General features: G+C 64.7%; 12 protein-coding genes and 2 pseudogenes. 10 read left to right on the top strand and 4 right to left on the bottom strand.

All coding sequences use genetic code 11. The features are described from left to right. The 5 genes and pseudogenes from EOA38_RS14790 to EOA38_RS14810 form a co-directional block, all read left to right on the top strand. Window positions 1-561 (top strand): annotated as a pseudogene (locus tag EOA38_RS14790) (DNA replication and repair protein RecF); the annotation flags it as partial. A gap of 169 nt (window positions 562-730) precedes the next feature. Further along, window positions 731-1,486, top strand: coding sequence for a molybdopterin-synthase adenylyltransferase MoeB (locus EOA38_RS14795; RefSeq protein WP_126090337.1), 756 nt, complete (start codon window positions 731-733; stop codon window positions 1,484-1,486). A gap of 4 nt (window positions 1,487-1,490) precedes the next feature. After that, complete coding sequence (locus EOA38_RS14800) at window positions 1,491-1,979, top strand: GNAT family N-acetyltransferase (protein WP_127299525.1); 489 nt, start codon at window positions 1,491-1,493, stop codon at window positions 1,977-1,979. Beyond that, complete coding sequence (locus tag EOA38_RS14805; protein WP_127299526.1) at window positions 1,976-3,229, top strand: aconitase X catalytic domain-containing protein; 1,254 nt, start codon at window positions 1,976-1,978, stop codon at window positions 3,227-3,229. The genes EOA38_RS14800 and EOA38_RS14805 overlap by 4 nt, the downstream gene beginning before the upstream one ends. After that, entirely contained in the window at window positions 3,226-3,639 is a 414-nt protein-coding gene (locus EOA38_RS14810; RefSeq protein ID WP_127299527.1) for a DUF126 domain-containing protein, read from the top strand. The genes EOA38_RS14805 and EOA38_RS14810 overlap by 4 nt, the downstream gene beginning before the upstream one ends. A gap of 3 nt (window positions 3,640-3,642) precedes the next feature. On the opposite strand, the gene EOA38_RS14815 is transcribed toward EOA38_RS14810, so the two are convergent. Beyond that, the gene (locus tag EOA38_RS14815) at window positions 3,643-4,644 is read right to left on the bottom strand and encodes a D-glycerate dehydrogenase (protein ID WP_126090341.1); all 1,002 of its coding nucleotides are present in this window, start codon (window positions 4,642-4,644) and stop codon (window positions 3,643-3,645) included. 169 nt (window positions 4,645-4,813) lie between these two features. Between EOA38_RS14815 and EOA38_RS14820 the strand changes: the two genes are divergently transcribed. After that, window positions 4,814-5,371 carry an SH3 domain-containing protein gene (locus EOA38_RS14820; protein ID WP_126090342.1) on the top strand — a complete coding sequence of 186 codons (558 nt, stop codon included), beginning with the start codon at window positions 4,814-4,816 and terminating at the stop codon, window positions 5,369-5,371. On the opposite strand, the gene EOA38_RS14825 is transcribed toward EOA38_RS14820, so the two are convergent. Both EOA38_RS14825 and irrA read right to left on the bottom strand, forming a co-directional pair. Next, window positions 5,361-5,741 (bottom strand): DUF4260 domain-containing protein, encoded by a 381-nt coding sequence (locus EOA38_RS14825; RefSeq protein WP_127299528.1) that lies wholly within the window; start codon window positions 5,739-5,741, stop codon window positions 5,361-5,363. The two genes, EOA38_RS14820 and EOA38_RS14825, sit on opposite strands and share 11 nt — an antisense overlap. 8 nt (window positions 5,742-5,749) lie before the next feature. Then, the gene (irrA, locus tag EOA38_RS14830) at window positions 5,750-6,181 is read right to left on the bottom strand and encodes an iron response transcriptional regulator IrrA (protein ID WP_126090344.1); all 432 of its coding nucleotides are present in this window, start codon (window positions 6,179-6,181) and stop codon (window positions 5,750-5,752) included. Window positions 6,182-6,427: 246 nt separating this feature from the next. On the opposite strand from irrA, the gene fabA reads away from it, so the two are divergent. From fabA to EOA38_RS14850, 4 genes and pseudogenes are all read left to right on the top strand, one after another. After that, the gene (gene fabA / locus EOA38_RS14835) at window positions 6,428-6,943 is read left to right on the top strand and encodes a 3-hydroxyacyl-[acyl-carrier-protein] dehydratase FabA (RefSeq protein WP_127299529.1); all 516 of its coding nucleotides are present in this window, start codon (window positions 6,428-6,430) and stop codon (window positions 6,941-6,943) included. A 126-nt stretch (window positions 6,944-7,069) separates the two neighbouring features. Beyond that, entirely contained in the window at window positions 7,070-8,290 is a 1,221-nt protein-coding gene (fabB, locus tag EOA38_RS14840) for a beta-ketoacyl-ACP synthase I (protein ID WP_127299530.1), read from the top strand. Window positions 8,291-8,302: 12 nt separating this feature from the next. Beyond that, complete coding sequence (gene fabI, locus EOA38_RS14845; RefSeq protein WP_127299531.1) at window positions 8,303-9,115, top strand: enoyl-ACP reductase FabI; 813 nt, start codon at window positions 8,303-8,305, stop codon at window positions 9,113-9,115. 102 nt (window positions 9,116-9,217) lie between these two features. Then, window positions 9,218-10,769, top strand: a pseudogene (locus EOA38_RS14850) (bifunctional diguanylate cyclase/phosphodiesterase). A 55-nt stretch (window positions 10,770-10,824) separates the two neighbouring features. On the opposite strand, the gene EOA38_RS14855 reads toward EOA38_RS14850, so the two are convergent. Further along, a complete protein-coding gene (locus tag EOA38_RS14855) occupies window positions 10,825-11,832 on the bottom strand; it encodes a class I SAM-dependent methyltransferase (RefSeq protein WP_127299532.1) in 1,008 nt (335 codons plus the stop codon). Window positions 11,833-11,850: the final 18 nt, after the last annotated feature.

Below are 11,850 nucleotides of genomic sequence, written 5' to 3' on the forward strand. Positions count from 1 at the left end.
CCATGGTTCGGATCGATCGCCGCGGCACGGGCGGAACTGGTGCGGCTGCTTGCCGCCATGATCGACAGGCTGCCCGGCAGCGGCCCGTTTCCTCAAGCCGACATCAGCCTGTCCGGCGAATTGGAGAGTGGGATCGCCGTCGCGCCGGCGGTCGATGTCGAGGAGCGTTTCCGCGCGATGCTCGCCAATGGCCGCGAGCGCGACCGCGCCGCCGGTCGCACGCTCGACGGTCCGCATCGCTCGGACCTCGTGGTGCGTCACCGGCCGAAGTCGATGCCGGCCGAATTGTGCTCGACCGGCGAGCAGAAGGCGCTTTTGGTCGGCATCGTGCTGTCGCATGCGAGGCTGACCGGCGAGATGTCGGGCCTGACGCCGATCCTTTTGCTCGACGAGATCGCCGCGCATCTCGACAGCGGACGGCGCGCCGCCTTGTTCTCCATCCTCGAGGAGCTGAACTGCCAGGCCTTCATGACCGGCACCGATGCCGCGCTGTTTTCCAGCCTCGCCGGACGCGCGCAGTTCCTGACGGTCGACCACGGCAGTGTAGGGCCGACCGGTTAACCTCTTGAGGAACCCAACGGGCGTCAGCGCTTGCCTTCGGGACAAGGCTTCGCCTTGCCCGTACTTGCGCTGCGGGACAAGGCTTCGCCTTGCCCGTACCTGCCCTGCGGGACAAGGCTTCGCCTTGCCCGTACATGACAAGGCTTTGCACCAGCTATAAGGTCCAGCCATGACCGATGCCGCCCTGACCGACGAAGAGCTCGAACGCTATGCCCGCCACATCGTGCTGCCGGAAATCGGCGGCCCCGGCCAGCAGAAGCTGAAGCGGGCACGGGTGCTGGTGATCGGCGCCGGCGGGCTGGGAGCGCCTGTGCTTGAATATCTTGCCGCGGCCGGCGTCGGCACGCTCGGCATCGTCGATGACGACGATGTCTCACTGTCCAACCTGCAGCGGCAGGTGATCCATGGCAGCGACACGATCGGCATGGCGAAGACCGACAGCGCACGGGAAGCGATCATGCGCATCAATCCCAACGTCAAAGTCGAGTTGCATCGCCTCAGGCTGACGGCGGAAAACGCCCCTGCCCTCGTCGCCCGCTACGATGTCGTCGTCGACGGTTCCGACAATTTCGAGACACGCTATGCGCTGGCCGATGCGTGCGCGCTGGAAAGCAAGCCTCTGGTCACCGCCGCCGTCGGCCGCTTCGACGGCTCGGTGACGGTGCTGAAACCGTACGAGACCGGCGCCGACGGCAAGCGCAATCCAGGTTACCGCGACCTTTTCCCGGAAGCCCCGCCCGAAGGGCTGGTGCCGTCCTGCGCCGTTGCCGGCATCGTCGGCGCGCTGACCGGCGTCGTCGGCACGCTGGAGGCGATGGAAGCGATCAAGCTGATTGCCGGCATCGGCGAGCCGCTGGTCGGCCGGCTGCTGCTTTACGACGGGCTCACCGCCCGCTTCGACACCGTCCGCTACAAGGCGGTCTGAGCCCATGGACCAGTTGGCCGCGCCCCTTGTCGCCGAGCTTCCGCCGGACTTCGCGGAGTGGGACGAATTGCTGGCGCTGATCCGGCGCGCCTTCGCCTATATGGACGGCGTCATCGATCCGCCATCCTCGGCGCATCGGCTGACGCCGGAAAGCCTCAGGCGCAAGGCGGAGCAGGAGACGGGTTTCCTGGCCGTGGAAAACGGCCGGATCGTCGGCTGCATCTTCGCGCTGGAGAGGGAGAAGGATTTCTATGTCGGCAAGCTTGCCGTCGAGCCCGGCCTGCAGGGGCGGGGGATAGGCGGGCGGCTGATGCAGGCTGTCGAGGATCTTGCCCGCCGGCGCGGCAAGCAGACCATCGAGCTGCAGACGCGCATCGAACTGACAGCTAACCATGCGGCCTTCGCCCGGCTCGGCTTTCGCGAGACCGGGCGCACAGCGCATGAGGGTTACGACCGGCCGACTTCGATCACCATGCGCAAGGTGCTGTCTTGAGCCTCGCGCTCAGCCCTGAAGAACAGGCAATTGCCGCCGGCAGGGACGGCGCCGCCATGGCGATGCGCATAGTCGCCGAGAGCGCGCGGCTGCTCGGAGCGCCGCGGCTGATCCCGATCGCCTCGGCGCATATAGACGGCGCGCTCTATCACGGCGATTCCGGCACGCTGTTCGCCGAGCGGCTGGTCGAAGGCGGCGCCAGGGTCGCGGTGCGCTCGACGCTCAATGTCGGGGCGCTCGACCTGATGGGCTGCTCGCGTATCCGGCTGGAAGAGCCGCAGCGCGGCATGGCGCGGCGGATGATGGAGGCCTATCGCAAGCTCGGCTGCGAGCAGAGCTGGACCTGTGCGCCCTATCAGGCCGGACACAGGCCAACGCTTGGCAGCGACGTCGCCTGGGGTGAGTCCAATGCCGTGGTGTTCTGCAACTCCGTGCTGGGCGCCCGCACGAACCGCTATGGCGACTTCCTCGACATTGCCTGCGCCATCACCGGCCGGGCGCCGGACTATGGCCTGCATCGCCCGGAGAACAGGCGGGCAAGGCTGGTATTCGACGTCTCTGGCCTCTCGGCGACCTTTCTCGCTTCCGAGATCGCCTGGCCGGTGCTGGGCAGCCTCTATGGCCGCGAGGTCGGCAATGCGATCGGCGTCGTCAGCGGTATCGCCGGTCATCCCGGCGAAGATGCGCTGAAGGCGTTCGGCGCTGCCGCGGCATCATCCGGCGCCGTCGGTCTGTTCCACATTGCCGGGGTGACGCCCGAGGCTCCGGATTTGGAAACCGTTCTGGCCGGGCCGGAACCGGAGGCGACGATCCGCGTCACGCCGCAGATGGTGGCGAAGGCGCGCGCCGGCCTGTCGACGGCGGCTGCGCCAAAAGCCATCGACGCGGTCGCGATCGGCAGCCCGCATCTGTCGCATGCCGAGTTCGACATGCTGGAGCGGCTGATCGCCGAAAGGCGGCTCGCCGTGCCGATCTACGCCTGCACCGGCCGTCACGTGCTTGCCTCGCTGGAGCAGGACGGCCGGCGGCAGCGGCTCGAAACAAGCGGAGTCGTCATCGTCGCCGACACCTGCGTGGTGGTGACGCCGATCATGCCGGAGCTCAGCAACGGCGTGCTGATGACCAATTCGGGCAAGTTCGCGCATTACGCCCCCGGCAACACCGGCTATGCGGTGCTCTATGCCTCACTCGCCGACTGCGTCGAAAGCGCGATCGTCGGCAAGCCGCGCTTCACGGATATCGCCGCATGAGCGCCGCCACCGAAATCCTGGTGCCGGGCAAGGCCGGCGAAGGCGAAGCCCTGGTGCTGACGGCGCCGATCAGCTTCTGGGGCGGCGTCGACCCGAAGACCGGCTGCATCGCCGATGTCCGCCACCCGCAGCATGGCGAGACGGTTTCCGGCCGCGTGCTGTTCCTGCCGGGCACCATCGGCTCGTCGTCGGCTTCGGCGGTGCTGATGGAGCTGGTCCACAACGGCCGGGCGCCGGCGGCGCTGGTGCTGCATGAGCCGGACGCCATCCTTTTGCTCGGACTGATCGTCGCCCGGGAGATGGGCTGGGAAACGCCCATGGCGGTGCGGCTTGGGCACGGCGCGTTCGACGCCTATCGCGGCAGCATCGTCAAAGTCGCCGGAGACGGCGCCCTCACCGTCGCTGTCTGAATTTCAGGTCCTTAGCGGCAGAACGCGATCCGGCGGACGGTGGCCGTCGAAAAAGGCGCGAATGTTGATGATCACCTTCTCGCCCATGTCGATGCGGCCCTCGAGCGTGGCCGAGCCCATATGCGGCAGGAGAACGACCTTGCCCTTGTGGGCGAGCCGCAACAGCTTGCTGTTCAGCGCCGGCTCATGCTCGTAGACGTCGAGGCCGGCGCCGGCGATCTTGCCGTCCTGGATCAGCTTGACCAGCGATTCCTCGTCGATGATGTCGCCGCGGGCGGTGTTGACGATGTAGGCGGTCGGCTGCATCAGCGCCAGGCGCCTGGCGGACAAGAGATGGAAGGTCGCCGGCGTCGACGGGCAGTTGACCGAGATGATGTCCATGCGGGCGAGCATCTGATCGAGGCTTTCCCAGTAGGTCGCTTCCAATTCGTCCTCGACCGCCGGCAGCACGCGATGGCGGTTGTGGTAGTGGATCGACAGGCCGAAAGCCTTGGCGCGCCTGGCAACCGCCGTGCCGATGCGGCCCATGCCGACGATGCCGAGCCGCTTGCCCCAGATGCGGCGGCCGAGCATCCAGGTCGGCGACCAGCCGGCCCATTTCTTCTCGCCGGTGAGCACATTGGCGCCTTCGGCCAGCCGCCGCGGCACCGCCAGCATCAGCGCCATGGTCATGTCGGCGGTATCTTCGGTGAGCACATTCGGCGTGTTGGTGACGGTGATGCCTTTCTTGGCAGCCGCCGCGACATCGATCTTGTCGACGCCGTTGCCGAAATTGGCGATCAGCTTCAGGTTCTCGCCGGCCTGGGCGATCAGCGCGGCATCGATGTGGTCGGTGATGGTCGGGACCAGCACGTCGGCTTCCTTGACCGCCGCGACCAGCTCCGGCTGGGTCATCGGCCGGTCCTCGACATTGAGCCGCGCGTCGAACAGCTCGCGCATGCGGGTTTCGACCGGATCGGGCAGCTTGCGCGTGATGACGACGAGGGGCCGTTTTTTGCCTGCCATTTTATCCCCGCAGCTTCCTCGAAACCGATCTCGTTGAGACCTCTTTAACCAAGATCGGCGAAACTTGTAGCCGATCGCGGCATCAGCCCACTCCTGTAACAAGCGGTGCCGCCGAAGACAAAGAAAAAGGGGCGCTCATCCCTACGGAACGGCGCCGAAAGGAACAAAGGTGTCTGGTTTCGCGTCGCTTCGCCTGGCTTTCAGCGCAGCCGTCCTCGGCGCTTTGCTTTGTGCTCCGCAGGCATCCGCGCAGGGCGCGGCCACGCCGGCACAGACAGTGACCTTGGGGCCGAGCGGCTTGCCACTGCCGCGTTTCGTCAGCCTGAAATCGGGCCGCGTCAACTCGCGCGTCGGCCCGGGCGCCAATTATTCGGTCGACTGGATGTACATGAAGGCCGGGCTGCCGATGGAAATCATCCAGGAATTCGACACCTGGCGTCGTGTGCGGGACGCGGACGGCTCCGAGGGCTGGATCAACCAGTCACTGCTTTCGGGCCGTCGCACGGCGATCGTCGCTCCGTGGCAGCGCAGCAAGGGCGGCCGAATCAATCTGCTCGATGACCCCGACAAGGATGCCGGCGTCGTCGCCATCCTCGAGCCGGGCGTCATGGGCTCGATCAAGAAGTGCGACGGTCAGTGGTGCGAGATGACCTTCGACGGCCATACCGGCTGGATCGCCCAGTCGCAGGTCTGGGGCGCCTATCCGGGCGAAAAGGTCAAGAACTGAGCTTGCCCCGGTCGCGCCCGATGCGGCCGAGATGCGTATCCTGAAAACCGGTGGATAGCTTCAAACCGTAGCCAAGGGCGCGGTCGATGGCGATATGCACGATCCAGACGAGCGCCACCGCCGTCGTGACCGGACCGCCAAACAGGACGCCGGCGAGCGCAAGGACGAGCGGGGCAATCAGGATGTGCAGGGCATTATAGGCAATCGCACCGATCCGCGGCCCGGCGAGATAGCCCAGCATCGACAGGTCCGGCACCAGGATGAGCAGCGCAAACAGCCACCACGAGACACCGGTCATTTTGTAGAAGACGATTGCGGCCGCGGCGACGGCGACCCATTCCAGCCGGATCGTCAGATCGAGGGACCGCATCGCGCGGATCAATCGCGGCGCTTGGGGCGCAGCCTCACGACGATGTCGACATTGGCTATCTCCATGCCTTCCGGAGGCTCCGGCAGGTTGGAGACGCTCACCGGACCGCTGGCGATGTCGAAGATCCGGTTCTCGCCCTCGACATAGAAATGATGGTGATCGGACGTGTTGGTGTCGAAATAGGTCTTGGACCCTTCGACGGCGAGGATGCGCAGCAGCCCGGCCTCGGTGAACTGGTGCAGCGCATTGTAGACGGTCGCCAGCGAGACCGGCACGCCGGCGGCGATCGCCTCTTCATGCAGTTCCTCGGCCGAGAGATGACGGTCGCCCTTGGCGAAAAGCAGATCGGCCAGCGCGATGCGCTGGCGCGTCGGCCTCAGGCCGGCTTCGCGAACCCGCTTGTCCACAGCGACATTTTCCTTCCGGCAGTCCGAATCCATCTATCCCGTCGAAGCCCGTGGCCCAGCCCCATAGACAGGTCCAGAATGGCAAAAAGACGTCATCGCCAAAAACTGGACACCTCCCGACATATATTCTGTCGTCCAAATGCGATCAATAGCGCGCATTGACCCAGGCAGGCGCACGGGTTAAGCGCAAACGCCGGTTTCCGGCCACAAACAGAGTGTGTTAGGAAACCAACGACCGAGGGCGCCCTGCCGCCCGGAACGAAAACGGGGACGGAGTCAATGGCGGGTCAAAAGTCCAGCTACGATTACGAAGAACTGCTTGCCTGCGCCCGCGGCGAGCTGTTCGGATCGGGAAACGCCCAGCTGCCCTACCCGCCGATGCTGATGTTCGACCGCATCACCGAGATCAGCGAGACCGGCGGCGCCTTCGACAAGGGTTTCATCCGCGCCGAATTCGACATCAAGCCGGATCTTTGGTTTTTCGCCTGCCATTTCATCGGCAATCCGATCATGCCGGGCTGCCTGGGCCTCGACGCCATGTGGCAATTGACCGGCTTCTATCTCGGCTGGCTCGGCGAGCCGGGCAAGGGCATGGCGCTGTCGACCGGCGAAGTGAAGTTCAAAGGCATGGTGACGCCGTCGGTCAAGAAGGTCGAATACGGCGTCGACTTCAAGCGCGTGATGCGCGGCCGCCTCGTGCTCGGCATCGCCGATGGCTGGCTCAAGGCGGATGGCGAACCCATATACGCGGCAACGGATCTGAAGGTCGGCCTGTCCAAGCAGTCGGCCGCCTGATCGCTTTTCGCCACGAGGCCTCGCGTGTCCGGCGGATGCGCGAAGCCGCCGCGGCAGTTTATTTTGCGTATGATCGAAGGCGAAAACCGACTAGGTTTTCGCCAAGTGCGCCGGAAGGAGTTGTGAATGAGACGGGTCGTAGTGACAGGCCTCGGCATTGTGTCGTCGATCGGCAACAACGCCAATGAGGTGCAGGCCTCGCTTTACGATGCCAAGTCCGGCATCAGCTTTTCCAATTCCTTCGCCGAGCACGGCTTCCGATGCCAGGTATGGGGTGCGCCGACACTCGACCCGTCGCCGATGATCGACCGCCGCGCCATGCGTTTCCTGAGCCAAGGTGCGGCCTGGAACCATGTCGCCATGGATCAGGCAATCGCGGACGCCGGTTTAGGCGAAAGCGACATCACCAACGAGCGGACCGGCATCGTCATGGGCTCCGGCGGACCGTCGACCAGGACCATCGTCGAGGCCGCCGAAACGACGCTCAAGAACGGCAGCCCGAAGCGTATCGGCCCGTTCGCGGTGCCGAAGGCGATGTCGTCGACCGCATCGGCCACCCTTGCCACCTGGTTCAAGATCCACGGCGTCAACTACTCGATCTCGTCCGCCTGCTCGACCTCGGCGCACTGCATCGGCAACGCCTATGAGCTCATCCAGTGGGGCAAGCAGGACATGATGTTCGCCGGCGGCCACGAGGATCTCGACTGGACGATGTCGGACCTGTTCGACGCCATGGGCGCCATGTCGTCGAAATTCAATGACAAAGCATCGACCGCTTCCCGTGCGTATGACGTCAACCGCGACGGCTTCGTCATCGCCGGCGGCGCGGGCGTTCTGGTGCTGGAGGAGCTGGAGCACGCCAAGGCGCGCGGCGCCAAGATCTATGCCGAGATCGTCGGCTATGGCGCGACGTCCGACGGCTACGACATGGTTGCTCCTTCGGGGGAAGGCGCGATGCGCTGCATGCGGCAGGCGCTTGCCACGGTGTCTTCTCCGGTCGACTACATCAACACGCACGGCACCTCGACGCCGGTCGGCGATTCCAAGGAAATGGGCGCCATCCGCGAAGTGTTCGGCGACAAGATGCCGTTCATCACCTCGACCAAGTCCCTCACCGGCCATTCGCTGGGTGCTGCCGGCGTCCAGGAATCGATCTATTCGATCCTGATGATGCAGGGCGGCTTCATTGGCGAGAGCGCCCATATCGAGGAGCTCGATCCGGAGTTCGAGGGCATGCCGATCGTGCGCAAGCGCATCGACAACGCCAGGATCGACACCGTTTTGTCCAATTCCTTCGGTTTCGGTGGCACCAACGCAACGCTGATTTTCCAGCGCTATTCCGCATAAGGATTGCCTTTTATGGACGGGCTGATGAAGGGCAAGCGCGGGCTTGTCATGGGGGTCGCCAACGATCATTCGATCGCCTGGGGCATCGCCAAAAAACTGTCCGAGCACGGGGCGGAGCTTGCCTTCACCTACCAGGGCGACGCATTCGGACGGCGGGTCAAGCCGCTTGCCGAGAGGCTCGGCGCTTCGCTCGTCGTGCCTTGCGACGTCGAGGACAGCGCCTCGGTCACCGCGACCTTCGAGACGCTCGGCGAGGCCTGGGGCGGGCTGGATTTCGTCGTCCATGCCATCGGCTTTTCCGATAAGAACGAGCTCAAGGGCCTCTACGCCGACACCAGCCGCGACAACTTCGTGCGCACCATGGTGATCTCCTGCTATTCCTTCACCGAGGTTGCACGCAATGCCGCCGTGCTGATGACGAACGGCGGCTCGATGATCACGCTGACCTATGCCGGGTCGGTTCGGGTCATGCCGAACTACAATGTGATGGGCGTCGCCAAGGCCGGGCTCGAGGCAAGCGTGCGCTATCTCGCCAATGACTACGGCCCACGCGGCATCCGGGTGAACGGCATCTCGGCGGGGCCGGTGCGGACGCTCGCCGGCTCCGGCGTTTCCGACGCCCGCCACATGTTCTCCTATCAGCAACGCAATTCGCCGCTGCGGCGCACAGTGACCATCGACGAGGTCGGCGGCTCGGCGCTGTACCTGCTCTCGGATCTGTCTTCGGGGGTTACAGGCGAGATCCACTATGTCGATTCCGGCTACCACATCGTCTCCATGCCGGCGCTCGAGGAACTGAAGCAGAACGACGGCGGCCGCGAATAGTTCGCTATTGAAAACAGTCCCTTCCAGTAAAATTGCGCGCATTGGCGGAAACTCATTTTAAGGAGATATCCGCTAGAAGGTCCTGCAATCTGGGGGCCTTGCATGACCGCAGTCAGCAATCCGAGGCGGACGCCGCTGTTCCGGCTGATCACCGTGGCCAGCTCGGGCATGGGCAGTTTTATCCTCGGACTCTGGGGGCTGCGGTTCGGATTCGGCGATGGTCTGGCCGGCATGCCGGCGGAGACAATGGCGGGCGTCATCGCCGCGCTCTGCGCCCTTTCCGCCGGCGGTGCCGCGCTCTCCTTCTTCGCGGGCATCGATGAATCGGCCGATTATGTCTTCAAGGAAACGCATTTCGACAAGCTGACCGGCCTGCTGTCGCGCCCGGCCATGGTCGGCAGGATCGCCGCGGCCGCGTCGGACACGATCCGAACCGGCGAGCCGGTCTACCTGATCGATATCGACATCGACCGCTTCAAGCAGATCAACGATGCCATCGGTTACAGCCTTGGCGATGAACTGATCCGAGCCTTCACCAAGAGATTGAGGGACAACATGCCCGAGGGCGCGGTGATCGGGCGCATCGGCGCCGGCGAATTCGCCGTGCTGCTGCCTGACCGCGAGATCCGGGGATCGCTTGAGCGATCCCTCGACAAGCTCATCAACCAGATGATGGAGCCCTACCAGCTCCAGACGCACCTGCAGTCCGTCAGCATGTCCGTGGGCATCGTGGCAATGCCGAAGGACGGCGTCGATCCGGTGCTCATCCTCCGTCGCTCGAACCTGGCGCTGCAGAATGCGCGCGCAAGCGGCATCGGCAACTGGTCGGTCTTCCATGCCGATATGGGGCGGGTGGCGGACTATCGGCAATGGATCGAGTCCGAGCTGAAAACCGCCTTCGACCGCGGCGACTTCAATCTCCATTACCAGCCGCAATTCGACCTGCCGAGCGGCCGCGTCGTCGGCTACGAGGCACTGATCCGCTGGAAGCACCCGGAACGCGGCATGATCCCGCCGATGGAGTTCATCCCGATCGCCGAGGAAACTGGCATGATCAATCCGATCGGCGAGTGGGTGCTGCGCAAGGCCTGCAGCGACGCCCAGTATCTGCCGGAGGATTGCTTCGTCGCCGTCAACATCTCGCCGGTCCAGTTCATGACCAAGGACTTCGTCGGTATCGTGCGCGAAACGATGGCATCGACCGGCATCAAGCCGTCGCGGCTGGAGCTCGAAGTCACCGAGACGGCGATGATGCAGGACCGCGACCGTGCGGCCGTCATCCTGCAGCAGCTCGCCGACATGGGCATCTCGGTCGCCGTCGACGATTTCGGCACCGGCTATTCGAACCTGAGCTACCTGATCGATTTCGTTCGGGAAGCTGAAGATCGATCGTTCCTTCGTCAGTCGCATCGACACCGACGCCAGCTCCGGCGCGGTGGTCTCGACAATCGTCGGTCTGTCGCGGGCACTGGGCGTCGGTATCATTGCCGAAGGCGTCGAAACCGAGAACCAGGCGACGCTGCTGAGGGCAGCGGGCTGCGAGGTGGTGCAGGGCTATCTGTTCGGCCGGCCGGCGCCGCTCAAGATCGAACTTGGACAGGCGCGCGCCGCCTACGGCACTCGCGAGCCCGCACGCCTCGTCAGCCTGCAATAATCCCCGGTTCAGATCGTCGATATTCAGTTGCGGACGGAAAACCGCTGCGCTGCTTTTACCGTCGCGCCGAAAACACCTTGAACATGCCGTCGCGGGCAATCTCGGCATGGCTGGAAAAGGCGGCCGCCAGCACCTGTTCATAGGGCAATTGCCGGTTGGCTACCATGAGCAGACGCCCGCCCGGCTTCAGCGCCCTTGACGCAGCATGGATCATGCCGGCGCCGATACCGGGCTCGGCTGCCCGGCCACTGTGAAAGGGCGGGTTCATGACGATGGCGTCATAGCGCCGCTCAACGGTTTCGGTGAGCAGATCGGCCCAGAAAAAACGCGGCTCGACGGCATTGCGGACATTGAGCCTGGCTGCTTCCAGCGCTTCGAAATCTGCTTCGTAGAGGTCGAGGCCGGAAAGGCCCGGCGAGCGTTCCGCGACTTCCGCCGCCAGATAGCCCCAGCCGGCGCAGAAATCGGCGAGATTGCCCGCCAGGCCGTCAGGCAGGCTTTCCGCCAGGAGCTTCGAACCGGCGTCGACGCGATCGAACGAAAACATGCCGGGCGCGGTTCGAAAGCGCTCTTCCACGATCAGATCGGGATTGGCGGCCCGAAGCGCCTCGGCCGCCTCCTTTCCGGCCTGGCGGAACCAGAAGGCGACACCGTGATGCTTTGGCAGATGACCTTCGAGCGCCACCAAAATATTGATGCGTTTGCGCAGGCTGTCGATGCCATCGTCCTTGCCGCCGGCAACGACGATCAGCCCGCCTGGCGCGACACGCTCAAGAGCTTCGGCGATGCGCAGCTCGTTCTGGCCGCGATGGCGCCCGGCGAGAACCAGGGCGGCATCGAAGCCGGAGCCTTCCGCCCGCGGCGTGACCGTGCAGCCGGCCGCCTGCAGGGCGCGAAAATGCGGCCGAAAGCCTTGCACGAGATGCAGCGCCGCATCGAACCCGTCAGGCAAACGAAAGCCTGGCTCGGCGCCGAGAAACAGAACGCGGGCGCCTTTTCGCGGCAGAGGGAGGGCCTCGGCCTCGAACGGATAAAACAGCGTTTTCAGCGGCTCCGCGGCCATTCACATAACTCTTCAAAC

This window comes from Mesorhizobium sp. M1E.F.Ca.ET.041.01.1.1, assembly GCF_003997355.1.
Classification (GTDB): Bacteria; Pseudomonadota; Alphaproteobacteria; order Rhizobiales; family Rhizobiaceae; genus Mesorhizobium.